Below are 25,527 nucleotides of genomic sequence, written 5' to 3'. Positions count from 1 at the left end.
CCGGCGCCAACATCCTCGCATCCCTCCTCGCCATCGCCGTGCTGAAGCCCTGGCGCAAGCGGGTGGTGGCCCAGGCGCTGGCCGTCTCCGACGAGACCAAGCCTGCCCCCCGCGTAGTGGCTGCCTGAACTGAGGCTGAGCCACCGACCACGAACAGAGTACGGGGGTCGGACGCCAAGTCCTGGCCCCCGCACCCGTTACATCGCCCCGTGATCGCCCTCGCAGGAGATGTCCGATGCCGCTGACCTGGCGCCCGATGCACACGGCCCCGCAGATCGTCGAGCGGATCTGGCTCAACCATCTGACACTCGGCCCGATCCTGGCCGAGGGCCGTCCCGGCCGCTGGTACGCCCCGAGTGCGGCACGCCAAGTCTGGCGTTGGTATCGCCCCGCTGGGCAGGATAATCTGGAACCCTTCGCCGGCTGGCTGCCCTACGAGGCACTCGCGACGGAGGGGAAAGACGCAGCCTCGCTGGATGTCTCGCCTCACGGCCTCCCGGTTACGCATCCCGTCGCAGGGCAACAGGACCGCAACAACTCCTTAGGAGGATAAACGCACGGCTACCGGGTCCGGTATGGCCGAGGCCGCGCTCGTTCACCTATCGCGCCGCCGGTTATCCGCGCCGGTCATGCTAGGGCTGTCCTCTCAACGGGATGGGAAAAAGTCCTTGCCTGTCGATCTGCCGGTTCGGATTCTGCGCCCGAGCGATCAGCTCGATTATGACGACTCGCGATCGGTCGTACTCCCCTCGGCGATGACTCCGATACAGGACTGGAATTTCATCACGACAGAGCCACGACCGCTCATGTCGCTCGCCTTCCGCATGGGAGATTCGATCGCGGCCCGTTTCGGCGTGAAGGCGATCGGCGGCCTTTCCGGTGAACGCCGGATCCAAGCGCGCGCGGGTGAAACGTTGGACTTCTTCCTGGTGGAACACAGCGCCCCGGATATGCTGGTTCTCACCGTGCGGGACCGCCGCCTCGACGTCATGATCTGTCTCGCGACCTCCGGTCGCCGTCTCACGATCACCTCGTCGGTCGTCGTCCACAATGCCTTTGGTTGGGTCTACATGGTGCTGGTCGCGCCGATCCATCGCTTGATCCTCGCCGCCGACCTGCGGCGTTTGACGAACTCGTTGGGGCAGGAAGCCGTGCGTCCCGGTACGTAGGTCGTTCGTTCGAACAGGGCCGACGCTCGATCAACGATGCCGACGACGCAGCCGTCCTGCTGCGGCCTTGTCTCATCCCAAAAGAAAACGGCGCGCCTCGCGGCACGCCGTTTTCCTCAATCCAGGGCCCGTCCGAGGACGGGCCGCTTTGCATCTGTCTTAGACGGCGCGTGCCTGGTGCAAGCGCTCGATCTGCTGCTGGGTGTAACCGAGGTCGAGCAGCACTTCGTCAGTGTGCTCTCCGAGGAGCGGCGAAGATTTGATCTCGACCGGCATGTCCGAGAACTTGATCGGGCTTCCGACGGTGAGATACGAGCCGAGCTTGGGGTGCTGCACCTCGACGATGGTGCCGCTGGCGCGCAGCGACGGATCGACCGAGAGTTCCTTCATCGACAGGACCGGCGAACACGGGATGTCGAACTTGCGCAGGATGTCGACCGCCTCGAACTTGGTCTTGTCAGCGAGCCATTCCTCGATCGTGCCGAAGATGTCCATGATCTTGTCCTGGCGGGCACGGGCGGTGTTGTAGGCCGGATCTTCGATCCACTCTTCGCGGCCGATCGCCTTGCAGATTGGGGCCCAGGCATGGCCCTGGATCGTGAAGTAGATGTAGGCGTTCGGGTCGGTTTCCCAGCCCTTGCACTTCAGCACCCAGCCCGGCTGCCCGCCGCCGCCCGCATTACCGCCGCGCGGCACCACGTCGGTGAACTCGCCGTGCGGATACTGGGGGTATTCCTCGAGGTAGCCAAGGGCGTCGAGGCGCTGCTGGTCGCGCAGCTTCACACGGCAGAGGTTCAGCACCGAATCCTGCATCGACACGGCGACCTTCTGGCCCTTGCCGGTCTTGTTCTTCTGGTGAAGCGCCGTGAGGATGCCGATGGCGAGATGCATGCCGGTGTTCGAGTCACCGAGAGCGGCGGCGCTGACGGTGGGGGGGCCGTCCCAGAAGCCGGTGGTGGAGGCGGCGCCGCCGGCGCATTGGGCGACGTTCTCGTAGACCTTCAGGTCCTCGTAATGGTGGCCGTCCGAGAAGCCCTTCACCGAAGCCAGGATCATGCCCGGGTTGAGTTCTTGAATGCGGGCCCAGGAGAAGCCCATGCGGTCGAGGGCACCGGGACCGAAATTCTCGACCATCACGTCGGATTGCTTGATGAGGTTCTCGAGAACTTCCTTGCCCTCGGGGGTCTTGGTGTCGAGGGTCAGCGAACGCTTGTTCGAATTCAGCATGGTGAAGTAAAGGGCGTCGGCATCCTCCACGTGGCGCAGCTGCGTCCGTGTCACGTCTCCGGCACCGGGACGCTCGACCTTGATGACGTCGGCGCCGAACCAGGCGAGAAGCTGCGTGCAAGCAGGGCCAGCCTGGACGTGAGTGAAATCGATGATCTTGGTGCCTTCAAGCGGCTTGCTCATCTCGACGTTCTCCCTTTCGATCGTCATGCAACGATAATGGATCGGATAGTTCGAATGTCCGGTTCTAATCCGGAACTCGTGTTGGCCGGTATTCTGGCGAAACCTTTAGATTTTCGCGCCTCCACTTAAACGGAAGCGCTTTCGAGCTCGCTCAGACGCTTGCGCATCTGACGTTCGTCGTTCCAGCGCCGGGTCTCATCGCGGATGATGGCGAGGATTCCAGTCACTGCGCCGTCAGAACCGTGAAGGAGTCCGACGGTGAAGGCGATCGAGAGTGATCGGCCGTCTTTGTGAAGCGCCGGCACGCGCAGCACCTCGGTGCCGTAGCGGGTGATGCCGGTCCGCATTGTCTTGGCGTAACCATCCCAGTGACGCTGGCGCTGGCGTTCCGGGGTGATCAGATCGAGGGATTGGCCGAGCGCCTCGGATGACGAGAACCCGAAGATCCTCTCCGCCGCCGCGTTCCACACGACGATCGCACCGTCCGGATCGGAGACGACGATGGCATCTCCGGCGGCTTCGATCAGTTGAGAGACGTCGATACCGAAGAAATTGGCTTGATCCGACATGGCTTGTTTCGCGTCTTCGAGTGAAACGTCGTCCATCGACTTAGGCAGCAGGTACGGCCGTCAAACGCGATGAGGGATTTCACTTGAGACGCGCGATGCTTCGTTCGCAGTCGTGGTCGTGAGTTCGGCTTCCGTCTGGAATATATTGCGGTTGCGAATGCTGCATTGCATCATCGTGATCGCTTCCTCCATTTCGCGGAAAGGTCAAACCTCGTCCGTGAGATGTTCCGCGCACTTGCTTTTTCTGTGCGTCTACTGTTGGTATTTGGTATGCCAACGAGGGCAGGCTGTCAACACGCGGGCAAGGAGGGGGAATGAGATGGAACTCGCCTTTGCTTCTCGTTCGTTGCCTCGCCAGTCGTTGCTTTGCCGCTTCAGTGCGCACGCGGCGGCTAGGCGAGCCGAGAGGAGACGTCCCGGATGGGCAGTGACGGCAGCATCACGATCAGGCAGATCGAAGGCTATCGGTTCGAGATCGATTTTGGGGAAGCCTTCCCGAACCTCGCCGTTGACGAGGCGCCACCCTATGGCGGCGGGGAGGGGCCTTACCCCGAGCAGATCCTGGTCGCCGGCGTCACCAACTGTCTGTGCGCGAGCCTGGTCTTCGCCCTCGGCAAATTCAAACAGGACGCAACCGGGCTCGCAGCGCGATCGAGCTTTCGCGTGGAACGCAACGCGGATGGTCGCCTGAGGATCAGCGGGATCGAAGTCGGCATCGCGCTGAGCGCTCCGGCGGAAACGATGCCACGGCTCGACAAGGTTCTCGAGCAGTTCGAGCGCTTCTGTACCGTCTCCGAGAGCGTCAAAGCGGGGATTCCGGTCACCGTAGCGGTGCGCGACTCGGCTGGAACGCTGCTGAAGTAGCCGTGTAACAAGAGGAAAACGCCATGGACCACGTGCTAGCAGAAACCCCCGAAGACCTTGCCCGTCTCTTCAACGAAAGGGCCAATGCCGGCGATGTGGAGGGGTTGGTCGCCCTCTATGAACCGGATGCCGTGCTGGCCGCCGGAAAGGTGGTTGCGACGGGACATCAGGAGATCCGGGCATTCTACACCGACCTTCAAGCGCGGCGCTCCGAGTTCCCGGCCGCGGAGACGCTGCCGAGCATCCGCAACGGGGGCATCGCGATGACCTTCGCGCGCCTGCCGAACGGAACGATCTCGGTGGAGACGGCACGGAAGCAGGAGGCCGGCGGCTGGCTGTGGATCATCGATCAACTGAAGATCAAGCCTTTGAGCGAAGCCAAGCCGGATTGACGCGGCAGCTTAGGCAAGGGGCGCCGTCCGCAGAGAACGACCGATGCCCGCACCATGTCACCGAACGACGCGAGGCTCGCCGCATGATCGACCCTAAACTCGCAGGACGTCTCGCTTTTGCGCATCGTCTGCCGACGAGGGAGCCCATGCCTTCGGGCCGCCATCCGCTCGGTCTGCTCGATGAGCGCGACGCCATGCTGATCGTGCCGCCGGGGATCAATCCGCGACGGCCGACTCCCCTCGTCGTACTCTTTCATGGCGGCGGCGGGAGTGCGGAGAAGATCCTGCCCATGCTCGAAAAGCATGCGGAGACGCGCGGATTTCTGCTCCTCGCTCCACAATCTGTATTCCCGACCTGGGATCTCGTCATCGGCGGTCACGGGCCGGACCGCGAACGGCTCGACCTCGCTTTGACCGAGGTAGCGTCACGCTTCATGCTCGATCCCCTGCACATCGTCTTCGCCGGCCATTCCGATGGCGGGAGCTACGCTCTCTCCTCCGGCCTCGCCAATGGCCATGTGGTCACCCACCTCATCATCTCCTCGGCCGGGTTCTTGTCGGTACATCTGCAGGCCGGGTCACCACGCATCTTCATCTCACATGGGACACGGGACGAGCAGATACCCATCAATCGCAGCGCACGGGTGCACACTTCGAAACTGAGGGACGTTGGCTACGATGTGACCTCTGTGGAGTATGACGGGCCACACGCCTACCAGCCTGAGGTTGTAACGCAGGCGGTGGAGTTCGTATTCGGCTAACCGAGCCGGCAAGCGTGAATCCTGAAGATCGCCGGCGGATCGAAGCAGGCTCGGCTCGCGTTCAAAAATCATGGATTCGAGCGACCGTGTCATCGTGGAGCAGCAACCGGGAAGCCCTGGGTGGCGAGCGCAGGCACACCCTCCAGGAACCGAAAAAGGAGGGCGCGACGAGGCCAGGATCAGCCGGCTCGGCGAACGTATCGCGCGCCTTCGCAAGGGCCTGCCGCTACGACGCCGCCTCATCGATGGTTTGGTGCACGGCCTTTTATCCGCTGGCGCGGCGATCATCGCTTATCTGCCGACCCAGGCGCTGAACCAGCGTGAGGGGTTCTGGTCGGCGATCACTGCCATCGCCGTACTCCAAACCGAGTTCCGCGCGACGCGGAAAGTCGGGCGGGATCAATTGCTCGGTGCAGCCACGGGGGGGCTCATCGGCCTTGGTATCTGGCTCGGCCTCGGGCAGCATCTGGCTGCCTATGCCCTCGCAGTCATCCTGTCGCTCACGGCCTGCTGGGTGCTGAACGTGGCGAGCGCGGCCCGGCTCGCCGGGATCACCGCGACCATCATCCTGCTCGTCCCCCATGACGGAACGGCGCAGCATATCTTCGGCTCGCGCGTCATGGAGGTGGGCTGGGGCGTCACCGTGGCGATCATCGTCGGCTGGCTCGCCACGCGGCTGGCTAGATCGACCCCTGACGTCACCGGAAAATGACGAAACTTGTCGTCGTCAGAGCAACGCTCGATCGAGGCGAATGATCCGGCATGGATCGCCGCGCTTCGCGGCCGGAGCGCCGGGTGGGCGAACCAGCAGCGCTTCGGATTGACCGAGGACCGAGAGCATCGAGGAATCCTGGCGCGTTTCGGCGTACGCTATCGGACGGCCGTCATCCGCGATTTCGATCCGCGCCCGCATGTAGTCCTGGCGGATATCGTTGGCCGGCATGTCCGCCCCGAGCAAGGCCGGCTCGCTGCGGTCGGCCCCGGCCTTGGGGTCGCCAAGAAGGGCTCGGATCGCCGGCACGACGAAGAGCAGGCCACAGACTACGGCGGAGACGGGATTGCCCGGTAAACCGATGACCATCATCGGACCGAGGCGTCCATGCATCAGTGGCTTTCCGGGGCGGAGAGCCACTCGCCAGAATCCAAGTTCCAGCCCCTCGCGATGCAGAGCCGCCTGGACGAGGTCATGATCACCTACGGAGGCGCCGCCCAGGGTCACCAGGAGGTCTGCTTTCGCGTCCCGCGCCCGGCCTAGTGCGGCTTCGAGGGAGGCGAGGCTGTCTCCGGCAATGCCGAGATCGATGGGTTCCGCGCCTGCCTCGCGGGCAAGGCTCGCCACCGCCAATCCATTCGAGGCGACGATCTGGTCCCAGCGGGCCGGTTCTCCCGGCGCCACGAGTTCGTCGCCCGTGGCGAGGATCGCGACCCGAGGCCGGCGGCGAACCTGGAGAGTGGCGTGACCACCCGCGGCCGCGAGGGCAAGCCGGCGCGCATCCAGGCACTCCCCCGCCCGCAGGAGCAGATCACCGGACCGGAAATCGAGACCGGGAACGCGGATATGGCGCTTGGCGGCGACCGTTTCTTTCGCCGTGACCACATTGTCCGAGACGTCGGCATTCTCCTGAATGAGGATCGTGTCGGCCCCCGTGGGCACTGGAGCCCCCGTGAGGATCCGTACCGTCTCGCCGGGGCCGATCGTGCCCGAGAAGCCGTGGCCCGCAGCGCTCATGCCGATGAGGGCCAGTTTTGCCGGAACGGCGGCCACATCCTCGGAACGCACCGCATAGCCATCCATAGCGGAGGCGGGGAAGGGCGGCTGGGTCCGTAGGGCGGCCACATCGTCGGCCAGGGTCCGGCCGTAGGCGTCGGCTACCGGCACCGTCTCGGCTGCCACTGGCTCGGCGGCACTTGCGAGGATGCGCGCGAGCGCCTCCTCCACCGGAATGAGTTTGCTCACGAAGCGCCCTCGGCCCGGTACGAGCCGGACTTTCCGCCATCCTTGGAGACTAGGTGGATGCCTTCGATCCGCATGGCGCGATCGGCCGCCTTCACCATGTCGTAGATCGTGAGGCAGGCGACCGAGACGGCGGTGAGGGCCTCCATCTCGACCCCGGTCGGACCGATCACCTTGACCTCTGCGGTCACGCGAAGGCCTGGCAGGGAATCGTCCGGCTCGCATTCCACCCGGACCCTAGAGATCAGCAACGGATGGCACAGCGGGATGAGTTCATGCGTGCGTTTCGACGCCATGATGCCCGCGAGCCTCGCCGTGCCGATCACGTCGCCCTTCTTGGCATCGCCTTCGCGGATCAGCCGCAGCGTTTCGGGCAGCATCACCACCACGCCTTCGGCGCGAGCGATGCGGGTGGTGGCGGCTTTGTCGGAGACGTCGACCATGTTGGCGGCGCCGGCCGCATCGAGATGCGTGAGGCTGCTCATTTGCCGGCCTTGCCGAAGAGCAGGCGTTTCGTCGCCTTGGTCACGTCCGCTTCGCGCATCAGGCTTTCCCCGACGAGGATCGTCCGAAGCCCACCCTTTTCGAGGCGCAGGACATCGCCGTGCCCGGTGATGCCGCTCTCCGCAACAGCGATACGGTCCTCTGGCACGCCCTTGGCAACGCGGATGGCCGTATCGAACGAGACCTCGAATGTCTTGAGGTCGCGGTTGTTGATGCCCAGCAGCCGGGTGCCGAGCGGAATGGCGCGGGCGAGTTCCGCCTCGTCATGGACCTCGACCAGCACATCCATGCCGAGATCGTGCGCGGTCTCGATGATGGCCAGCGCCTCGTCGTCATCGAGGCACGCCATGATGGCCAGCACGCAATCGGCGCCCCAGGCGCGCGCCTCGAACACTTGGTACGGCTCGAACAGGAAGTCTTTGCGCAGCACCGGCAGCGAACAGGCGTCCCGCGCCTCGGTGAGGTATTCCGGCTTGCCCTGGAAGGAGGGCGTGTCGGTGAGCACCGAGAGACAGGTGGCGCCACCCGCCTCGTACGCAGCGGCGAGGGTGGCGGGGTCGAAATCCTCGCGGATCAGGCCCTTGGACGGCGAGGCCTTCTTCACCTCGGCGATGAGCGCGGGGCGACCCTGCGCGATATGAGCAGCGATCGCATCGGCGAAGGGCCGGACCGGCGAGGCTTTCTCGATGCGCTTCTCGAGCTTCGCGAGCGGTACGCGCAGCTTGGCTTCGGCGATCTCGCGGCGCTTATAGGCCTCGATCCGCGCAAGCACGTCACGCCGGTCGGTGGTGGCCGGTGGTGCAACGACGTCCGCAATGGGTTTCGCCTCGCTCATCGGGGCCTCTTTCATGTGTTCGAGACCGCCACGAGGCGTGCAAGGGTTGCTCGTGCCGCGCCGTCATCGATGGCGGAAGCGGCACGGGCCACACCTTCGCTCAAGGTCTGCGCGGAACCGGCGACGACGAGGCCGGCCCCCGCATTGAGAACGGCGATGTCGCGATAGGCGTTGCGCTCGCCCGACAGGACGGCGTTCAGCGCGTGCGCGTTATGGTCGGGATCGCCGCCGCGCAGATCCTCGAGAGTCCAGAGCGGCAGGCCGACTTCGCGCGGATCGATGGTGAAACGGCCGATCCGCCCGTCCTCCAGGGTGACCACCGGCGTCGGCCCGGTGACGGTGATCTCGTCGAGCCCGTCCGACCCGTGTACCGTCCAGACCCGCGTGCTGCCGAGTTGGCCCAATACACGCGTCAGGGGTTCGGCCCAGGCCTCGGTGGAGACGCCCAGAAGCTGGCGCTCGACACCGGCCGGATTCGAGAGCGGCCCCAACAGGTTGAAGATCGTCCGCGTCGGCAGTTCGGAGCGCACCGGCGCCACATGGCGCATCGCGCCGTGATGGGTCTGAGCGAACATGAAGCAGAGGCCGGCCTGTGCGAGGCAGCGGGCCAGCCCGTCTGGGTCGAGACCGATTTTCACGCCAAGGGAAACGAGGACATCGGCCGCACCCGAGCGCGAGGTGGCCGCACGGTTGCCGTGCTTGGCCACCGGCACGCCGCAGGCCGCCGTGAGGATCGCGGCGAGAGTCGAGACGTTGTAGCTACCCGAATGGTCGCCGCCGGTGCCGACGATGTCGATGGCGCCGGGAACCGGGACCACGCGCACCATCCGCGCCCGCATGGCCTCCACCGCGCCGACGATCTCGTCCTTGGCTTCGCCACGCACCTTCAGGGCGATGAGGAAGGCGCTGGCCTGGACCGGCGTCACCTCGCCCGAGAGCAGGTCGTCGAAGGCGGCGCGCGCCTCCGCCCGGTCGAGACTCGACCCGGCCGCGACTTTCGCGAGGAGCGGCTTGAAGGTGTCCATGGGTCGGAAGCGTCAATCAAAATCGATCGATGCGTCAATGCACGCCGGACCCGCGCTTGTCACGTCCCGCGTTCCACGCCGCGGCGATGTCGAGGAAGTTGCGCAGGATCTGCGAGCCGTGATGCGAGAGGATGCTCTCCGGGTGGAACTGCACGCCGTGGACCGGGAGTGTGGCGTGTTCCAGCGCCATGATGAGCCCGTCCGCTTCCGCCGTGACGACCAGATCCTGCGGACACCCGCCGCGCTCCACCACGAGCGAGTGATAGCGCGTGGCATCGAAGGGGCCGTTCAGCCCGCGAAAGACCCCCGTTGCCCTGTGGGTGATGCTCGAGACCTTGCCATGCATGGGCTTTGGCGCGCGCACCACGTCGCCGCCGAAGGCCTGACCGATCGCCTGGAGGCCGAGACAGACTCCGAAGATCGGCACCTCGCCGGAGAGGTCGCGCACCACGTCGAGGCAGATGCCGGCCTCGTTGGGCGTGCACGGCCCCGGAGACAGCACCACCGCATCGGGCGCGCGCTCGCGGATCTCGTCGATGGTGATCTGGTCGTTGCGCACGACATCGATCGATCCGCAAAGCGGCCCGATGAGATGGACGAGATTCCAGGTGAAGGAATCGTAGTTGTCGATGACGAGGACGTTGGCCATGATCGCGCTTCTCTTGATCCCCCTCGTGTGACGAGGTGAGCCGAGAGGGTCAAGCGTTCTCGCGCCGCGTCCGCTCTCAGACCCCGATCGTCGGATGCTGGACGGCGGTGCCGTCCCCTAGATGCGTACGGATGAAGGCACCGGCGCTCGCCAGCGATCGCCGCCCCTCGGCAAGCTGCGGATAGAACATGTGCCAAGCATGGATCATGTGCGGCCAGACTTGAAGCGTCACGGCGACGTCCGCCGAGGCGGCCACCCCGGCGAGGCGAAGGGAATCGTCCAGCAGGGTCTCGGCGCTGCCGACCTGGATCAGCATCGGCGGCAGGCCGCCGAGGTCGGCATGAAGCGGCGAGATCAGCGGGGTCGCCGCGTCCTTTCCTGCGCAATAGGCCTCCACGAGTTCCATCAGGTATTCCCGTTGGATCAGGGGATCGACCGCCGCCTTGGTGTCCATGCTGGCACCGGTCATCTCCAGATCGACCCAGGGCGACGTGAGCCAAAGACAGCGCGGAAGCGGCAGGCCGGCATCACGCAGCGAGAGGGCCGTCGCGACGGCAAGCCCGCCGCCGGCACTCTCCCCGGACAAGACGATGTTCCTGGGGCTGACACCCGATTCGAGCAGGAAGCGGTAACCCGCCAGGGCGTCATCGAGGGCCGCGGGAAACGGATGTTCCGGCGCGAGCCGGTAATCCAGCGCCAACGTCCGTGATCCGGCAGCGCGGCCCGTCTCGGCCATCATGTGCCGGTGACTGTTGAGCGAGCCGGACACGTATCCGCCGCCATGCAGGAACAGGACGACGCGGGTCGGGTCCGCCCCCGGGCTCCCGGTCCATTCGGCCGACACCCCGCCCGCATCGACGGGCACGACCGTCACATCGGGGGGAACTGGATAATGCGCGCCGAACCCGTCGAGCCGTTCACGGCGCTCGGCGAGATTCGAAGACCGTGGACTGGCCGCGAGAAGATCCCTGATGGCATCGATCTCGGTCTCAGCCATCACGTTCCTCCGCCATCGCAACCCGTCGATATACGACCGATTCGATGTCTGTCGGCAATCGCGGGCCAAGCGGAAGGACTGCCTTGGTGCGCGGAAGGACTATTGCCCCCGCCGCGCCCGGCTCGCGAACATCACCGCATCCTCCGCGGCGCGGAACAGGGCTTTGGCCTTGTTCACGCATTCCTGCTGTTCGGAGGCCGGATCAGAATCGTAGACGATGCCGGCGCCGGCCTGAACATGCATCCGACCGTCCTTCACGATGGCGGTGCGCAGCACGATGCAGGTATCCATCTCGCCGCGTGCGCCGAAATAACCGATGCAGCCGCCATAAGGGCCGCGCTTCTCGCGTTCGAGCTCGTCGATGATCTCCATCGCCCTGACCTTCGGCGCGCCGGAGACCGTGCCGGCCGGAAACCCGGCCGAGAGGGCATCGAGTGCGTCGTGGCTCGGATCGAGATCGCCCTCGACATTCGAGACGATGTGCATGACCTGGCTGTAATATTCGAGGAAGAACGACCCCGTCACGGTCACGCTGCCGATGCGCGAGACCCGGCCGACATCGTTGCGGCCGAGATCGAGCAGCATCAGGTGCTCAGAGCGTTCCTTCGGATCGGCCAGCAGTTCCTCGGCCAGGGCCTTGTCCTCGGACGGAGTGGCGCCGCGCCGGCGGGTACCGGCGATGGGGCGGATCGTGACGCGTCCCTCGCGCACGCGCACGAGGATCTCGGGAGACGAGCACACGACCTGAAAATCTTCGAAGTCGAGGTAGCACAGGAAGGGGGCCGGGTTGGTCCGCCGCAGGGACCGGTAGAGGGCGAAGGCCGGCAGCGTGAACGGCGCCTCGAAGCGCTGGGACAGCACGACCTGGAAAACGTCACCGGCGACGATGTACTCCTTCGCCCGCGCGACCATGTCGAGATAGGCGTCCGGCGTCGTGTTCGAGACCGGCTCGGGATGGGCGATGGTGAGGGGGTCGATCCGCGATTCCACCGGAAGCGGACCTTCCAGGACATCGGCCACGCGCTCCAGACGGGCGAGCGCGCCCTCATAGGCCGCACGCGCCGAAACCCCTGCGCTCGGGCGCACCGGGCCGACCACGGTGATGATGTCGCGCACGGCATCGAATACCACCATGACGCGCGGCCGGACGAGGATCGCGTCGGGAACGCCAAGGGGATCCGGGTTCGACACCCCGAGCCGCTCCATGGCCCGGACCATGTCGTAGCCGAGATAGCCGAAGAGGCCCGCCGCCATGGGCGGGAGTTCGACATCGTCATCGGCTCCGATGGCGCTTTCGGCGATGAGGGACCGGAGGCTTGCCAGCGGCGACGCGTCATCGCGCTCGAACACCGACAGGTCGCTGCCCCGTGCGGTCTCCGGTCGGCCGTCGCGACAGCGCCAGGCGAGGTCGGGGTCGAGGCCTATCATCGAGTAGCGGCCGCGCACCGCACCGCCCTCGACGGATTCGAGGAGGAAGGCCGGCCCGGCATGGACCGCCCGCAGCTTGAGGAAAGCCGCGACCGGAGTCTCCAGATCGGCCACCAGGGTCAGGTTGAGGAGGGTCGGCCGCCCTGCCTCGTAGGCCTCCGCGAACGCGGCGTAATCCGGCTCCTGAAACATGATCGGTTCAGTACTCGCCGCCGATCGCGCGCCGGAACGCCGTCTGGTTGACGGTGATCCCCACGCTTTTCTGAACGTCGGCGATGTACTCGCCGAGGATGTCATCGATGAGGGTCGCCTGGAACCGCTTCGAGATCGCCTCGTCGGAGGGGCTGCCGGGCACGAAGGCGGGCATCGTCGCCGCCGTGACCTTGGCGACCACACGCGACTCGCCGGATTCGACCGAAACGGCCTTGTCCACCGGGATGGCGAAGAGGCGATTGACCACGTCGGCCGAGAGGCCGTCCTTGGACTGGCTGCGGGCGATGTCCGTGGAGGTTTGCACCTGCACGCCGACTTCCGCCGCGAGCGTGTCGATGGCCTCGCCCTTGTCCAGACGCTCGGTCAGGCTGCGTGCCTTGTCGGACAGGCGCTTGGCCACCTCGGCAGCGCGCCATTGGGCGGCTGCCTGATCGCGCACCAGGTCGAGGGGTTTGTCATGGGCTTGGTCTATGCCGGTGACGTCGACCCAGACGTAGCCGCCGGACTTCAGGCGAAGCGCCTCGGTGTCGCTCCCGATCTCGGAGCGGAACACGATCGGCAGCGTCGTGTCGCGATCCGGAATGGAATCGACGAGCTTGCCCGACGGGTCGAGTCCCTGGGCGCTCACCGCCGGCACGGTCACGAGGGTGAGGCCCCGCTCCTTGGCGATCTCGGCCAGCGGCTTGCTGTTGGCGCGCTCGTCCTCGATCGTGTCGTGGTCCTTTTCAACGGCGGTCTTGGCGCGCTCGAGAGCGATGGTCTTGCGGATCTCCGGCGCCACGTCGGCGAGGGGCTTGCGTGTCTCGGGTTCGATGGCCGTGACTCGGAGGAGCACGGTGCCGAAGCGACCCTTGACCGGGGCGCTCACGGTGTTTTGGGCAAGCGAGAAGGCGGCCTCTGCGACGGCCGGGTCGAACAGTTCGGCCTTCGTCAGGTTCCCCAGAGACAGTTCCTTCGCGTCGACGCCGCGCGCCAGAGCGACGGCCTCGAACGGCTTTTCGCCGGATTCGATCTCCTTGCGCGCCGCCTCGGCGGAGGCCTCGTCGGGGAACACGATCTGCTGGATCGTGCGCCGCTCCGGCGTGCCGTATTGCGCCTTGGCGAGCTCGTAGCGCTTCTGCACATCCTCGTCCGTGACAGCGTCGGGCTTGGCCATCGCCTGCGGATCGAGGGCGAGGAGGGTCACGGCCCGGTAGTCCGGCGCGCGGAATGCGCTCCTGTTCTCGTCGTAGAAGGTCTTCACCTCATCGTCCGTCGGTGCGGGAATGTCTCCCGCCACGGAAGGGGGCAGCATCATGAAGGAGGCCGACCGGCGCTCGGTGGTGTAGCGATGCACGGCCTCCCGCAGGGCGGCGGGGACATGAATGTCCGCGGCCACGGCCTCGGCGATCTGGAGCCGTCCGGCGGCGGCGCGCTGGTCGCGCACGAACATCGCCTCGTTGATGCCGGCGCGCTGCAGCGTCTGGAAGAAGAGCGTCTGGTCGAAGGAGCCGTTGGCCCCCTTGAAGGTCGGCTCTTCTTGAATCGCGCGCAATACTGCCGAATCCGGGATGACGAGACCGAGATCCTTAGCCTGCTGGTCGAGGGAGGCCTCGCTGATCAGCTGCGAAAGGACCTGCCGATCGAGACCGAGGCCCCGGGCCTGTTCGGGAGTCAAGCTGCGCTGAAGCTGGCTCTGATAGCGCTGTAGCTGCAGCTGATAGGCCGAGCGCACCGCCTCCGAAGTGATCTGCGTCTTGCCCACCGTGGCCACGGTCGTGGCGGAGTTCGAGCGGAAGAAATCTTCCACCCCGAAAATCGCAACGCCGGCGATGAGGAAGGTGAAGACCACCGTGAGAATGATCTTGCCGAGCCAATGCTGGCTCGCACTACGCATGTTCTGCAGCATCGGAACGTTCGAAAATCCGTCGTGATGGCGTGCCGAGGCACGCTCCAGGCCGCCCGCGATAGACCATCCGGTGGCCCCAGCAAAGGCCGGGCGAATCCTCGAGCCCATGTTTGCGCCCGCTAGTCGGCTCTGTTACGGCCCCGCTCACGATCCGGTGAAGCCGGACCAGCAGCATCTGAGCGCGAGGAATACGATGTCGAAGTCGGGACGGCGGCCGCTGATCGCCGGCAACTGGAAGATGAACGGCCTGCGCAGTTCGGTTCCCGTGGTCGAGGCCATCCGCGACGGGCTCTCGCCCGAACTCGCATCCCGGATCGACGTCCTCGTCTGCCCCCCTTCGACGCTGATTTCTTCCTGTGTGGCGGCGGTCTACGGGTCCGCCATCGCCATCGGCGGTCAGAACCTTCATGCCAAGGCCAGCGGCGCCTTCACCGGCAGCATCTCCGCCGAGATGCTGGCCGATCTCGGGGCGAGCTACGTCATCGTCGGGCATTCGGAGCGCCGCGCCTATCACCACGAGACCGACGATGGCGTCCATGCCAAGGCATTGGGTGCCCGCCGCGCCGGACTCTGCGGCATCATCTGCGTCGGCGAGACGCAGGAGGAACGCGAAGAGGGCCGGACCCTCGATATCGTCCGTGCCCAGCTCGCCATCGGCGTCCCCAAGGGGGCGAAGGCCTCCGATACGGTCATCGCCTACGAGCCTGTCTGGGCCATCGGTACCGGCCTGACACCGACCCCGTCCGACATCGCCGAAGTCCATGCTTCTCTGCGTGAGATGCTCGGACAGCTCATCGGCGCGGAAGCCGCCAAGGTGCGTATCCTCTATGGCGGTTCGGTGAAGCCGGGTAACGCCCGCGAATTGATGGCGGTAGAGAATGTGGACGGGGCGCTGGTCGGAGGCGCCAGTCTCGTGGCGTCCGACTTCCTGGGGATAGCGGCCGCCTACGCCTGAAACATTCGCCGCCCTAGGGCGATGCAGGATTTGGCGTGAGACACCATCTCGTGTAGGAGCCTGCCCTTTGCGGACGTTCCTCGCCGGGCCTCTTCGGGCGCCGGATACGGCCTACGTGGTTCACGGACCAGGAACATCGGACTGAAACGACATGAATGCCGTCCTGATCTCCATTCACCTCATCGTGGTTCTCGCACTCATCGCCGTGGTCCTGCTGCAGCGCTCTGAGGGCGGACTCGGGCTCGGCGGTGGTAGCAGCGGTGGCGGCGTGTCGGGGTTCATGACCGGACGTGGCCAGGCCAACGCCCTCACGCGGGCTACAGCGATCCTGGCGGCCCTGTTCTTCACGACGAGCATGACCCTCGCGGTGATCTCCCACCGCAGCGCCGCGCCGAAGTCGATCCTCGACGGAGCCGCGACGACGCAGCCGGCGGCGCCCAACGGCAATATTCTTGAGACCCTTCGTCCCGGTCAGGGCGCTGGCCAGACCGCGCCGGCTCAGCCTGCCACGCCCGAAGCGCCCCAGTCGCGCTGATCGAAGGTCGATGCGGAATGACGGCTCGGACACCTCTCGCTCCGAACCGTCCCCACCCGGCGTTCCACAGAATCCGAACCGATGCAGCCCTGCCGCCACCAGCGGCGGGGTCGTTTGAAGTTTGTCGAATCATCCACCCTTGTTTATGAGCCGAAGCCCATGACGCGGTACGTATTCATCACCGGCGGCGTGGTCTCCTCGCTCGGCAAGGGCCTCGCATCTGCGGCTCTCGCAGCTCTCCTGCAGGCGCGCGGCCACACGGTCCGCCTGCGCAAACTCGACCCCTACCTGAACGTCGATCCGGGCACGATGAGCCCGACGCAGCACGGCGAGGTCTTCGTTACCGACGACGGTGCGGAGACCGATCTCGACCTCGGCCATTACGAGCGTTTCACCGGTCTTCCGGCGACTAAGGCCGATAACATCACCACCGGTCGCATCTATCTCGACATCATCACGAAGGAGCGGCGCGGCGATTATCTCGGCGCGACGATCCAGGTCATCCCTCACGTCACCAACGCCATCAAAACGTTCGTACTCGACGGCAACGAAGCGTTCGATTTCGTCCTCGTCGAGATCGGCGGCACGGTGGGCGACATCGAGGGCCTTCCGTTTTTCGAGGCGATCCGCCAGCTCGGCCAGGAATTGCCTCGCGGCACTGTCGCCTTCGTCCACCTGACTCTGCTGCCCTACATCCCCTCGGCAGGCGAATTGAAGACCAAGCCGACGCAGCATTCCGTCAAGGAACTCCGCTCCATTGGAATCCAGCCGGACATCCTGCTCTGCCGCTGCGACCGTCCGATTCCGGTGGAAGAGCGGCGCAAGCTCGGTCTGTTCTGCAACGTGCGTGAGACAGCCGTCATCGAGGCGCGCGACGTGGCGTCGATCTATGACGTGCCGCTGTCCTACCGCGAGGCCGGCCTCGACCGTGAGGTGCTCGCGCATTTCGGAATCGAACCGAAGGGCGAACCGGATCTCGTGCGCTGGACGACGATCTCCGAGCGCGTGCGCAATCCCGAAGGCGAGGTCTCCATCGCCATCGTGGGCAAATATACGGGCCTCAAGGACGCCTATAAGTCCCTGTCCGAGGCGCTGACGCATGGCGGCATCGCCAACAATGTGAAGGTGAACCTCGAATGGATCGAATCCGAGGTCTTCGAGCGTGAAGATCCGGCACCGTTCCTTGAAGGTATCAACGGCATTCTCGTCCCCGGCGGCTTCGGACAGCGCGGCGCAGAGGGTAAGATTCGCGCGGCGCGCTACGCCCGTGAGCGCAAGATCCCATATTTCGGCATCTGTTTCGGCATGCAGATGGCCGTGATCGAAGCGGCTCGCTCCCTGGCCGGGGTCGAGGACGCCAATTCCACGGAGTTCGGGGAGACCGGCGAGCCCGTGGTCGGCCTGCTGACGGAATGGCTCAAGGGCAACGAGCTGGAGCGGCGCGCTGCACAGGGCGATCTCGGCGGCACCATGCGGCTCGGCGCCTACAAGGCGACCCTCGGCGCGGATACCAAGATCGCCGAGATCTACGGCGGCACCGAGATTTCCGAGCGTCACCGGCACCGCTACGAGGTCAACATGGCCTATCGCGAGCGGCTGGAAGCCAAGGGCCTGCGGTTCTCGGGTCTCTCACCGGACGGTCTGCTTCCCGAGACGGTGGAACATGCAGGCCACCCCTGGTTCATCGGCGTGCAGTTCCACCCGGAACTGAAGTCGCGGCCGTTCGAGCCACATCCGCTGTTCAAGAGCTTCATCTCGGCCGCCATCGTCCAGAGCCGGCTGGTCTGAGGGAGGTGCGGGCGCCATGGTCTCGATCTCGGGTCTGCCCGCCTTCATCGCCTATGTTGCGGCGGCGTTCGGCCTCGTGGCGGTCTATCTCGCGGTCTACCTGTCGGCGACGTCCCATCGCGAGATCGCGCTGATCCGCGCCAACAATGCCTCGGCCGCCATCGCGCTGGGCGGAAGCCTCATCGGCTATACGCTGCCGCTCTCGGTGGCGATCTATAACGCTCAATCGATCCTCGACTGCATCGTCTGGGGCCTCGTCGCCCTCATCGTGCAGATCCTGGCCTATTTCGTCGTGCGGCTGATCCTGCCGGACCTCTCGCGGCGCATCGAAGCCGGTGAGATCGCTGCATCCATCCTGCTCGCCGCGTCGTCCCTGGCGGGCGGCATCGTCAACGCGGCATCCATGACTTACTGAGCCGGCGTTCGGGGAAATGTCCCATCGCCGGTTTCAAACGGCCAAGCTCGATCCTACATTCGGGTCTGTGCGGCATCGTGCCGTGAGGGAGCGGATCGTCGAAAGGCGGTCCTCAGTAGGATGCCATCCGAGGCCGATACTCCGACATCCGTAAAGCCGCCGCGCCTCATGCGCTCGCAGACGGTGACCCTCGTCATGCTGGCGGGTGCGGGCGCCGCCGCCTTCGGGCTTGCTCGTCTCGATCCGTCGCAGGACGAAGAATCCGTGCTCGTCTATGCGAATGCGGACGCCTGTATCGCCGGAACCAGGCGAACGGAGGAGGATTGCCGGAGCGAGTACCTGACGGCGCGTGCTGCCTATCCCGAGGTCGCACCGCGTTACGCCACGGTGACCGATTGCGAGGCGCATCACGGCCCATCGCATTGCCTGCCCGGAGACGGCGTCGCCGTAAGTGCTGCCGGACGCTTCGTCCCGAGGATGGCCGGCTACGTCATCGGCAGGCGGATCGATCAGAACCTGCCGCCACAGCCGATCTTCGACCATGCTCCGAATTCGGAAGCGTCCCATAGCGGAAGCGCCGGCCACTCGGGTGGCGCCGGCTATTGCACGAGTTGGGGCGGACGGATCACCACGTCTTCGGGCGGTGCGTCCTCCAGCGCGCGGGTCGCGTCTTCGGCGGTGCGCAAGGTCGCATACGGTGGCTTTGGAAGCACGGGCCGTTCGTTCTCGTCGCACGGCTGGTCGAGCCATGGAAGCGGCGGCTGATGCGGCGCGTGCCCATCGGCGAACGACCGGATTGGCGGGAGACCGCGCGCCGGCATGGTTTCACCTTCCACACCTTCGATGGCGAAGCGTATTGGTCCGAGAGCCACGCCTACGCTTTCAAGCTGGCTGAGATCGAGGACGATCTCGAAGCGCCGAGCACCGAGATCCACGCCCTGTGCCTCGCTTTCGTCGCCGATGCGGTGGAGGACGAGCGGATCCTGGCCTCGCTCGACATTCCTTCCCATGCCTGGGACGCGATCCGCGCGAGCTGGAGGCGGGGAGACCCCTCCCTCTATGGACGCCTGGATTTCTCCTACGGAGGGGCATCCGCCGGGCCGGCAAAGCTCCTCGAATACAATGCCGACACGCCCACAGCCCTCTACGAGTCCGGCGTGTTTCAATGGCTCTGGCTGGAAGAAGGGCTGCGAACCGGCTCGCTCCCCGAGACAGCCGACCAGTTCAATTCCCTTCACGAAAAGCTGATCGCCCGGTTCCGCACGCTTCGCGGTGACGGAGCGATGGCCTTCACCGCTTATGCCGTTGAGCCCGAGGACAGGGGGACGGTGGCGTATCTCGAAGATTGCGCGCGCCAAGCGGGGCTCGCGACCTGCTTCCTCGACCTCTCCGACATCGGACGTGACGAGGACGGACGCTTCGTCGACCGGGTCGATGCGCCGATCCCGCGCCTGTTCAAGCTCTATCCCTGGGAATGGGCCTTCAGCGACGCTTTCGGAAAGGATCTCGGCACCACGACGACCCGGTTCATCGAGCCACCCTGGAAGGCCGTCCTTTCGAACAAGGGATTGCTGGCCCATCTCCATGCGAGAGAGCCCGGCCATCCCAACCTGTTGCCCTCCTTTTTCGAGAACGATTCCCGCAAGGCGTCATTGGGCACCTCCTTCGTCAAGAAGCCGTTGGTTTCACGGGAGGGGGCGAACATCCTCATGCTGCGCGACGGTGCCGTGCTGGCACAGGATCACGGACCCTATGGCGGCGGGCGCTGCGTGCGACAGGCCCTGGCCGAATTGCCGGATTTCGAAGGCCGCCGCCCCGTGATCGGCTCCTGGATCGTAGGCGACGAACCGGCGGGGCTGTGCGTTCGCGAAAGCGCGGGACCGATCACCGGCAATTCAGCCCTGTTCGTCCCTCACTTCATCGAGCCTGGTTGAGAGCGGCAACCCGCCGCTTTCAAATCGGCGGCTTTACCCTATCCTGGTTCCCGTGACCGAAATCCTCTTCTATCATCTCCAGCAGCAGCCTCTCGAGACGGTTCTACCGAACCTCGTGGAGCGATCTCTGGAGCGCAACTGGCGCGCGGCAATCCAGGCATCGGGCGAGGAGCGGCTTCAGGCTCTCGACGATCACCTCTGGACCTATCGCGACGATAGCTTTCTGCCGCATGGGACGGATCGCGATCCGCAAGCGGCGAGCCAGCCCGTCGTCCTGACGCTCCAGGATGGTAATCCCAACGCCGCCGCCATCCGCTTTCTCGTGGACGGCGCCCCACTGCCGCCGGATGCGTCGGACTATCAGCGGATATGCATCCTGTTCGACGGTAACGATCAGGACGCGTTGCTCGGTGCGCGGGCGCAGTGGAAGCAGGCGAAGGAAGCGGGCCATGCCATCGCTTATTGGCAGCAGGACGAATCCGGACGCTGGCAGAAAAAAGCGTGAGCGCTTTGGCCCATCATTGTAGCGAGAATCGCATGAACCGAGGTTCGACCGTCACGGATTCATGCCGGCCCGGTGGTGTGGCCAAGCCGGGCACAATCCCCGCGGGGCTTCGGTCCATTCTGGCAGGCGGCACCAGGCGCCTCGCACTCGTCTTGTCCGCCATGCTCCTCGTCGCCGGGCAGCCCGCCATGGCGCAGTCCCCCCACGGTGCCGACAAGCCTCAGGAGCGGCGGGCCGCCGAACGGGGCCCAGAGGGACGCAAGCTTCCCTCCGACGTCACCACCGAGCACAGTGTCACCCTGCCGGATGGACGCCTTCTTCGCTTTACCGCCACCGCGGGCAGCCTTCCCCTCGTGGATGAGAGCGGAAAGCTCCAAGCAGAGATCGCCTTCATCGCCTATCGTCTCGCGGACACGAGCGAAGCGACCCGGCCCGTCACCTTCGCGGTCAACGGCGGTCCCGGCGCGGCATCGGCCTATCTCAATATCGGCGCGATCGGCCCCTGGCGCCTTCCTCTCGACGGCACGAGCATCAGCCCCTCCACGCCGGTGAGCCTCGTCCCCAACGACGGCACCTGGCTCGATTTCACCGATCTCGTCTTCCTCGACCCGGTGGGGACCGGATACAGCCGCGCATCGGACGGCGATGCCAAGCGTTACTGGAGCGTCGACTCGGATGCGTCGGTCCTGTCCTCGGCCATCGCCCGCTGGCTGCGGACGAATGATCGGATCGCGGCACCCAAGTTCTTCGTCGGCGAGAGCTATGGCGGTTTCCGCGGGCCGCTCATCGCGGCAAAGCTGCAGGAGGAGATCGGCATCGGCCTCTCCGGCATGGTTCTCCTGTCACCCGTCCTCGATTTCGCCTGGTTGCAATCGCCGCGCACGACCCCCTGGGGCCACGTGACGAAGTTGCCGTCCTTTGCCGCCGCCGCCATCGAACGAGCCGGTGGCACGCCGAGCCGGAAGGCTCTGGCAGAGACCGAGGCCTATGCCACCGGCGACTATCTCACCGACCTGCTCAAGGGCCCGTCGGACCAAGCGGCGCTGGCCCGGCTCGGCGAAAGGGTCGGAGCCATCACGGGTCTCGATCCGAACTTCGTCCGCCGCCAAGCCGGACGCCTGAGTTCGAACAGCGTCCAACGCGAGATCGGCCAGGAGGAGGGGAGGGTCGCCAGCGCCTACGATACCGGCATCACCGGATGGGATCCGGACCCGGCCGCCACATTCTCGGGCTTCGAGGACCCGCTGCTCACAGCCATGCAGGCGCCGCTGACCAGCGCCATGCTCGAACTCTACGGCACGAAACTGAACTATCGCGTGCCCGATCTTCGCTACGAACTCCTCAACGGTGCGGTCAGCCGAGGGTGGGGCTGGGGCGGCGGACGCATGGCACCGGAATCGCTCGGAGCCCTGCGCGGCGTCATGGCGCTCGATGGTAACCTGCGCGTCCTCGTCGCCCACGGTTTCACCGATCTCGTGACCCCGTACTTCACCTCGAAACTCCTCATCGACCAGTTGCCGGCCTTCGGCACGGACAGGCGGATCGACCTAACTGTGTATCCCGGCGGCCATATGTTCTATTCGCGGCCCGATTCGCGTGCGGCCTTTCATAGGGATGCGGCCGAGCTATACGCTGCATCGCTCAAGGCGCGGTCGGGCGCTGCAAAGGACGTGAAGTGACGAGGATGTCGTCGCGGCTAGGCTTCGCCGCTTGTCTCATGGGTCTCAATATCGTCGGCGCGTGTACGACGAGCGAGCGCGAGGCACCGGCGGCGGTACCGGCGAAGGTTGCCGTCGCACCGCTCCCGTCGCCGTCCGTCACGGGCCCGGTGCTCAACGCCGATGGGACGTGCAGCCAGACCTCCGCAGCCAGCGCGACCGTGATCGAGCCCGGGATCGGCGAATGCGATCTCGTCCGGTTGAAGGCGAAGCCTGCGACGGACGTGTTGATCGGCGAAGGCCGTTCAGGCCGGGAGGTACAGGTGCTCTACAGCGAGCCGGGAGCGAAGGAGCTGTATTTCTTTGTCAACGGTCGCCTCGACCGGATCGTCAAATACTGACCGGTCGGATCAATAGGCCGGCACCAACCTGTCTCCGGGCAAGGGCGCGACCATGCGAAAGTGCAGGCCCTCGGCCTCATAGGTAATGTCGACATCGGCATTGCATTGCTGTGCGAGCACGCGCTGGAGCAGCGTCGAGCCGAAGCCCTTGCGTTCCGGCGCCTTGACCAGGGGTCCGCCCGATTCAGTCCAGCGGAGTTCCAGGACGCGCTCGGCATCGCGTTGATCCACGCTCCAGCTGACCGTGACCCGCCCACTCGGCAGCGACAGCGCCCCGTACTTGGTGGCATTGGTGGTCAGTTCGTGGATTGCCATACCGGTGGGTACGGCAAGATCTGCGGCCAGCTCGACCGGGGGCCCTTCGAGCGTGATCCGATTGGCTGTCCCGTCATTGTAATGGCCGAGCTCGTTCTGGAGAAGATCGCGCAGGGGCGCCGTCTGCCAGTAATCCTCCGTGAGCAGGTTATGCGTCTTGCCGAGCGAGACGATCCGGTCCGAGAAGGACTGGTAGAATGTGTCCACATCCTTGGTCGAACGCGCCGTGGCACCGAGGAGCCCCTGCACCGTGGCGAGCGTGTTTTTCACGCGGTGGTGAAGCTCGCGGATCAGGAGAGCCTGGCGCTCGTGCGTCCGTTGGCGTTCTTCGAGATACGCCTGCACTTCGCGTTGCCGCCGCCGCGCGCGAAGGGCCGAGCGAACCGCATTCGCCAGCACGGCCGGATGAAACGGCCGTTCCAGGACCGTGACGTTGCCGAGTAGGTCGGTGAGCCTCACATCCGGCGGGCCGCCGCGATAGCTGAGCAGCACGAAGGGAAAGTCCGACCAGGGCGGTTGCCGCTCGACCCATCGAGCGATCTCCTGCCGGTCCCAATGCAGAAGCGCTTCCTCCGTCATCACCGCGCAGGCGGCGTGGTCCAGATGGGCCACGAGATCGTCCAAGGTCGACGTCGCCTTCGACACGATACCGACTTCCGCCAGGATCGTCGCCGCCACCATCGCATCCCGTCCGAGCGGCGCGAGGATCAGGACAACCGGTTCAGGATGCGGCATCGCGGCCGGGCTCGTTCACGATCGCTCCATCCGTCCGGATCCGTTCCGCGAGCAGATGATCCCGGTCGCCGTCATAGGTAGGAACGCCCGTGAGAACACCGCGGAACCGCTCCAGCGGTTCGCCCACCCGCAATCCGCCTGCATCGATCTTGAACTCGCGGATCGTATCCTCATGCGCGCCTGTCCGCTTCTTCAGGACGGACAGAGCCCTACGGACCCGGCCAGCGGCTTCGAAGAAGCGGAGCATGATCACGGTGTCGCTGACATAGGTCAGGTCCACGGGCGATTCCATCTTTCCGACCATGCCATGCTGGGCCAGGATCAGAATCGTCACGACCCCCTGTTGGTTCAGGTAGGTGACCAGTTCGTGCATCTGCATGACCAGGTACGGCTGACCCGACATGGCGCTGAGATAGCCGGTCAGACTATCGATGATGACGATCCGCGTTCCATCTCGCTCTACAGCGTCGCGGATGCGGCCGGAGAAATCGCCGGGCGAGACATCGGCCGGGTCGATCTGCTCGATCTGCAGCATTCCGGCTTCGACAAAAGCCCCCAGAGGCATTCCCACGCTCTGGGCGCGCTGCAGCAGGATGTTGCGCGTTTCATCGAAGCTGATGATCAGCCCTCGTTCCCCGCGTTTCAGGGCCGCGACGAGGTAGCTCACGGCGAGCGTTGATTTCCCGGCCCCCGATGGCCCGATCACGAGGCTCGCCGTCCCGCGATCGAGGCCACCGCCGAGAACCCGGTCGAGTTCGGGAACGCCGCTCGCCACCGAATCGATGACGAAGCTGCGATGGTGTTCGCTTGCTACCAAGCGCGGATGCACGCGGATGCCGCCCTTCCTGATGACGAAATCGTGGTAGCCGCCTTGATACTCGGTTCCGCGCATCTTGATGACGTGGATGCGCCGCCGAACCGCGCCGTAAGGCGGGGTCACCTGTTCGAGCCGGATCACCGCGTGGCTGATGGAGTGTAGGTTCAGATCGTCATGCTCGGCGCTGAGATCGTCGAGCATCAGCACCGTGATGTCGTTGAGAAGAAAGTAGCTCTTGAGCGCGAGAACCTGACGGCGGTAGCGCAGCGATCCTTGCGAGAGCAGCCGGATCTCCGACAGGCTGTCGAAGACGACGCGGGTCGGTTTCACCCGCTCCATCTCGCCCAGGGCCATGCGGACGGTCTCGCCCAGTTCGAGGTCCGACGAATGCACGAGACTCTGTTGCTGCTTCAGATCGAGGCTCAGCTCTGGCGGCACGAGCTCGTAGATCTCGATCCCGTCCAGGGACCAGCCATGGCGTCCCGCCACGGAGAGCAACTCCCGCCGGCTTTCCGACAGGGTGATGTAGAGGCAGGTCTCCCCCTGCGCCACGCCGTCGATGAGGAACTGGAGGCCGAGGGTCGTCTTGCCGCTTCCCGGCCGACCCTCCACGAGATGCGCACGGCGGGCCGCGTAACCTCCCGAAAGGATGCCATCGAACCCCGGCACTCCCGTGGGGATCGGTTGGGCGTCGGGGGCGTCACTGGATGGCATCATCATGTCCGGTGGATACGGCAACGGTTCAACATAAATTTCCCCGGCGGGTCTGTCCTCGATAAATCGGCCACACCAGGAGCCGATGCCATTCGAG

At 65.4% G+C, this 25,527-nt stretch carries 27 protein-coding genes; 15 read left to right on the top strand and 12 right to left on the bottom strand.

Translation table 11 applies throughout. From position 1 onward, the window contains the following. The first annotated feature begins 235 nt into the window (after positions 1-235). Together RQI43_RS20920 and RQI43_RS20915 are read left to right on the top strand one after the other, a co-directional pair. The gene (locus RQI43_RS20920) at positions 236-553 is read left to right on the top strand and encodes a hypothetical protein (RefSeq protein ID WP_311276467.1); all 318 of its coding nucleotides are present in this window, start codon (positions 236-238) and stop codon (positions 551-553) included. Between the two features lie 115 nt (positions 554-668). Then, the gene (locus RQI43_RS20915) at positions 669-1,169 is read left to right on the top strand and encodes a DUF2867 domain-containing protein (protein ID WP_311276466.1); all 501 of its coding nucleotides are present in this window, start codon (positions 669-671) and stop codon (positions 1,167-1,169) included. A 159-nt stretch (positions 1,170-1,328) separates the two neighbouring features. On the opposite strand, the gene frc is transcribed toward RQI43_RS20915, so the two are convergent. Together frc and RQI43_RS20905 are read right to left on the bottom strand one after the other, a co-directional pair. Beyond that, the gene (gene frc / locus RQI43_RS20910) at positions 1,329-2,579 is read right to left on the bottom strand and encodes a formyl-CoA transferase (protein ID WP_207412361.1); all 1,251 of its coding nucleotides are present in this window, start codon (positions 2,577-2,579) and stop codon (positions 1,329-1,331) included. 125 nt (positions 2,580-2,704) lie between these two features. After that, entirely contained in the window at positions 2,705-3,148 is a 444-nt protein-coding gene (locus RQI43_RS20905; RefSeq protein ID WP_311276465.1) for a PAS domain S-box protein, read from the bottom strand. A gap of 420 nt (positions 3,149-3,568) precedes the next feature. On the opposite strand from RQI43_RS20905, the gene RQI43_RS20900 reads away from it, so the two are divergent. From RQI43_RS20900 to RQI43_RS20885, 4 genes are all read left to right on the top strand, one after another. Further along, on the top strand, positions 3,569-4,012 hold the full coding sequence (locus RQI43_RS20900; protein ID WP_311276464.1) for an OsmC family protein: 444 nt from the start codon (positions 3,569-3,571) through the stop codon (positions 4,010-4,012). 23 nt (positions 4,013-4,035) lie between these two features. Next, positions 4,036-4,404, top strand: coding sequence for a hypothetical protein (locus RQI43_RS20895; RefSeq protein ID WP_311276463.1), 369 nt, complete (start codon positions 4,036-4,038; stop codon positions 4,402-4,404). An 83-nt stretch (positions 4,405-4,487) separates the two neighbouring features. After that, positions 4,488-5,165 carry an alpha/beta hydrolase gene (locus tag RQI43_RS20890; protein ID WP_056426976.1) on the top strand — a complete coding sequence of 226 codons (678 nt, stop codon included), beginning with the start codon at positions 4,488-4,490 and terminating at the stop codon, positions 5,163-5,165. Positions 5,166-5,418: 253 nt separating this feature from the next. Continuing rightward, positions 5,419-5,877, top strand: a complete 459-nt coding sequence (locus RQI43_RS20885) for an FUSC family protein (protein WP_311276462.1) — start codon at positions 5,419-5,421, stop codon at positions 5,875-5,877. A gap of 15 nt (positions 5,878-5,892) precedes the next feature. On the opposite strand, the gene glp is transcribed toward RQI43_RS20885, so the two are convergent. The 8 genes from glp to RQI43_RS20845 form a co-directional block, all read right to left on the bottom strand. Beyond that, positions 5,893-7,122: a gephyrin-like molybdotransferase Glp gene (glp, locus tag RQI43_RS20880; protein WP_311276461.1), complete on the bottom strand. Its 1,230-nt coding sequence runs from the start codon at positions 7,120-7,122 to the stop codon at positions 5,893-5,895. Next, a complete protein-coding gene (gene moaC / locus RQI43_RS20875) occupies positions 7,119-7,604 on the bottom strand; it encodes a cyclic pyranopterin monophosphate synthase MoaC (protein ID WP_311276460.1) in 486 nt (161 codons plus the stop codon). The genes glp and moaC overlap by 4 nt, the downstream gene beginning before the upstream one ends. Then, positions 7,601-8,458 carry an indole-3-glycerol phosphate synthase TrpC gene (gene trpC / locus RQI43_RS20870; protein ID WP_311276459.1) on the bottom strand — a complete coding sequence of 286 codons (858 nt, stop codon included), beginning with the start codon at positions 8,456-8,458 and terminating at the stop codon, positions 7,601-7,603. The genes moaC and trpC overlap by 4 nt, the downstream gene beginning before the upstream one ends. A gap of 11 nt (positions 8,459-8,469) precedes the next feature. Then, entirely contained in the window at positions 8,470-9,483 is a 1,014-nt protein-coding gene (gene trpD, locus RQI43_RS20865) for an anthranilate phosphoribosyltransferase (protein ID WP_311276458.1), read from the bottom strand. A gap of 34 nt (positions 9,484-9,517) precedes the next feature. Beyond that, the gene (locus RQI43_RS20860) at positions 9,518-10,132 is read right to left on the bottom strand and encodes an aminodeoxychorismate/anthranilate synthase component II (RefSeq protein ID WP_056426990.1); all 615 of its coding nucleotides are present in this window, start codon (positions 10,130-10,132) and stop codon (positions 9,518-9,520) included. A gap of 76 nt (positions 10,133-10,208) precedes the next feature. After that, entirely contained in the window at positions 10,209-11,129 is a 921-nt protein-coding gene (locus RQI43_RS20855) for an alpha/beta hydrolase (RefSeq protein ID WP_311276457.1), read from the bottom strand. Positions 11,130-11,228: 99 nt separating this feature from the next. Next, positions 11,229-12,749, bottom strand: coding sequence for an anthranilate synthase component I (trpE, locus tag RQI43_RS20850; protein ID WP_056426996.1), 1,521 nt, complete (start codon positions 12,747-12,749; stop codon positions 11,229-11,231). A gap of 7 nt (positions 12,750-12,756) precedes the next feature. After that, entirely contained in the window at positions 12,757-14,658 is a 1,902-nt protein-coding gene (locus RQI43_RS20845; protein WP_311276456.1) for a SurA N-terminal domain-containing protein, read from the bottom strand. Between the two features lie 193 nt (positions 14,659-14,851). Between RQI43_RS20845 and tpiA the strand changes: the two genes are divergently transcribed. From tpiA to RQI43_RS20800, 9 genes are all read left to right on the top strand, one after another. Further along, positions 14,852-15,613, top strand: coding sequence for a triose-phosphate isomerase (gene tpiA / locus RQI43_RS20840; RefSeq protein WP_056427105.1), 762 nt, complete (start codon positions 14,852-14,854; stop codon positions 15,611-15,613). Positions 15,614-15,764: 151 nt separating this feature from the next. Next, positions 15,765-16,148 carry a preprotein translocase subunit SecG gene (gene secG / locus RQI43_RS20835; protein ID WP_056427002.1) on the top strand — a complete coding sequence of 128 codons (384 nt, stop codon included), beginning with the start codon at positions 15,765-15,767 and terminating at the stop codon, positions 16,146-16,148. Positions 16,149-16,307: 159 nt separating this feature from the next. Beyond that, the gene (locus RQI43_RS20830) at positions 16,308-17,936 is read left to right on the top strand and encodes a CTP synthase (protein WP_207412375.1); all 1,629 of its coding nucleotides are present in this window, start codon (positions 16,308-16,310) and stop codon (positions 17,934-17,936) included. Between the two features lie 16 nt (positions 17,937-17,952). Next, positions 17,953-18,351 (top strand): DUF350 domain-containing protein, encoded by a 399-nt coding sequence (locus RQI43_RS20825; protein ID WP_056427008.1) that lies wholly within the window; start codon positions 17,953-17,955, stop codon positions 18,349-18,351. 120 nt (positions 18,352-18,471) lie between these two features. Then, entirely contained in the window at positions 18,472-19,116 is a 645-nt protein-coding gene (locus RQI43_RS20820; RefSeq protein WP_311276455.1) for a DUF1190 domain-containing protein, read from the top strand. Beyond that, complete coding sequence (locus RQI43_RS20815; protein WP_311276454.1) at positions 19,116-20,285, top strand: glutathionylspermidine synthase family protein; 1,170 nt, start codon at positions 19,116-19,118, stop codon at positions 20,283-20,285. Before RQI43_RS20820 ends, RQI43_RS20815 begins: the two co-directional genes overlap by 1 nt. Positions 20,286-20,337: 52 nt before the next feature. After that, positions 20,338-20,790, top strand: coding sequence for a DNA polymerase III subunit chi (locus tag RQI43_RS20810; protein WP_207412378.1), 453 nt, complete (start codon positions 20,338-20,340; stop codon positions 20,788-20,790). A gap of 161 nt (positions 20,791-20,951) precedes the next feature. Beyond that, positions 20,952-22,469, top strand: a complete 1,518-nt coding sequence (locus RQI43_RS20805; RefSeq protein ID WP_405030677.1) for a S10 family peptidase — start codon at positions 20,952-20,954, stop codon at positions 22,467-22,469. A gap of 5 nt (positions 22,470-22,474) precedes the next feature. Beyond that, positions 22,475-22,849 carry a hypothetical protein gene (locus tag RQI43_RS20800; RefSeq protein ID WP_311276451.1) on the top strand — a complete coding sequence of 125 codons (375 nt, stop codon included), beginning with the start codon at positions 22,475-22,477 and terminating at the stop codon, positions 22,847-22,849. 9 nt (positions 22,850-22,858) lie between these two features. Here the strand turns inward: RQI43_RS20800 and RQI43_RS20795 are convergent, their stop codons facing one another. Together RQI43_RS20795 and RQI43_RS20790 are read right to left on the bottom strand one after the other, a co-directional pair. Next, positions 22,859-23,899 carry a sensor histidine kinase gene (locus RQI43_RS20795; protein WP_056427030.1) on the bottom strand — a complete coding sequence of 347 codons (1,041 nt, stop codon included), beginning with the start codon at positions 23,897-23,899 and terminating at the stop codon, positions 22,859-22,861. Next, entirely contained in the window at positions 23,886-25,430 is a 1,545-nt protein-coding gene (locus tag RQI43_RS20790) for an ATPase domain-containing protein (RefSeq protein ID WP_207412382.1), read from the bottom strand. Before RQI43_RS20790 ends, RQI43_RS20795 begins: the two co-directional genes overlap by 14 nt. Between the last annotated feature and the right edge of the window lie 97 nt (positions 25,431-25,527).

This window comes from Methylobacterium sp. WCS2018Hpa-22, from assembly GCF_031843785.1.
In the GTDB taxonomy this organism is placed as follows: Bacteria; Pseudomonadota; Alphaproteobacteria; order Rhizobiales; family Beijerinckiaceae; genus Methylobacterium.
Note: the sequence above shows the minus strand (reverse complement) of the source record. Positions and strands in the feature narration are given on the sequence as shown.

Coding starts and splice junctions, on each gene's coding strand:
- RQI43_RS20920 (WP_311276467.1), top strand. CDS start 236: ATGCCGCTGACCTGGCGCCCGATGCACACGGCCCCGCAGATCGTCGAG.
- frc (WP_207412361.1), bottom strand. CDS start 2,579: ATGAGCAAGCCGCTTGAAGGCACCAAGATCATCGATTTCACTCACGTC.
- RQI43_RS20905 (WP_311276465.1), bottom strand. CDS start 3,148: ATGTCGGATCAAGCCAATTTCTTCGGTATCGACGTCTCTCAACTGATC.
- RQI43_RS20900 (WP_311276464.1), top strand. CDS start 3,569: ATGGGCAGTGACGGCAGCATCACGATCAGGCAGATCGAAGGCTATCGG.
- RQI43_RS20895 (WP_311276463.1), top strand. CDS start 4,036: ATGGACCACGTGCTAGCAGAAACCCCCGAAGACCTTGCCCGTCTCTTC.
- RQI43_RS20890 (WP_056426976.1), top strand. CDS start 4,488: ATGATCGACCCTAAACTCGCAGGACGTCTCGCTTTTGCGCATCGTCTG.
- moaC (WP_311276460.1), bottom strand. CDS start 7,604: ATGAGCAGCCTCACGCATCTCGATGCGGCCGGCGCCGCCAACATGGTC.
- trpC (WP_311276459.1), bottom strand. CDS start 8,458: ATGAGCGAGGCGAAACCCATTGCGGACGTCGTTGCACCACCGGCCACC.
- trpD (WP_311276458.1), bottom strand. CDS start 9,483: ATGGACACCTTCAAGCCGCTCCTCGCGAAAGTCGCGGCCGGGTCGAGT.
- RQI43_RS20860 (WP_056426990.1), bottom strand. CDS start 10,132: ATGGCCAACGTCCTCGTCATCGACAACTACGATTCCTTCACCTGGAAT.
- RQI43_RS20855 (WP_311276457.1), bottom strand. CDS start 11,129: ATGGCTGAGACCGAGATCGATGCCATCAGGGATCTTCTCGCGGCCAGT.
- trpE (WP_056426996.1), bottom strand. CDS start 12,749: ATGTTTCAGGAGCCGGATTACGCCGCGTTCGCGGAGGCCTACGAGGCA.
- RQI43_RS20845 (WP_311276456.1), bottom strand. CDS start 14,658: ATGCTGCAGAACATGCGTAGTGCGAGCCAGCATTGGCTCGGCAAGATC.
- tpiA (WP_056427105.1), top strand. CDS start 14,852: ATGTCGAAGTCGGGACGGCGGCCGCTGATCGCCGGCAACTGGAAGATG.
- secG (WP_056427002.1), top strand. CDS start 15,765: ATGAATGCCGTCCTGATCTCCATTCACCTCATCGTGGTTCTCGCACTC.
- RQI43_RS20830 (WP_207412375.1), top strand. CDS start 16,308: ATGACGCGGTACGTATTCATCACCGGCGGCGTGGTCTCCTCGCTCGGC.
- RQI43_RS20825 (WP_056427008.1), top strand. CDS start 17,953: ATGGTCTCGATCTCGGGTCTGCCCGCCTTCATCGCCTATGTTGCGGCG.
- RQI43_RS20820 (WP_311276455.1), top strand. CDS start 18,472: ATGCCATCCGAGGCCGATACTCCGACATCCGTAAAGCCGCCGCGCCTC.
- RQI43_RS20815 (WP_311276454.1), top strand. CDS start 19,116: ATGCGGCGCGTGCCCATCGGCGAACGACCGGATTGGCGGGAGACCGCG.
- RQI43_RS20805 (WP_405030677.1), top strand. CDS start 20,952: ATGCTCCTCGTCGCCGGGCAGCCCGCCATGGCGCAGTCCCCCCACGGT.
- RQI43_RS20800 (WP_311276451.1), top strand. CDS start 22,475: ATGTCGTCGCGGCTAGGCTTCGCCGCTTGTCTCATGGGTCTCAATATC.
- RQI43_RS20795 (WP_056427030.1), bottom strand. CDS start 23,899: ATGCCGCATCCTGAACCGGTTGTCCTGATCCTCGCGCCGCTCGGACGG.
- RQI43_RS20790 (WP_207412382.1), bottom strand. CDS start 25,430: ATGCCATCCAGTGACGCCCCCGACGCCCAACCGATCCCCACGGGAGTG.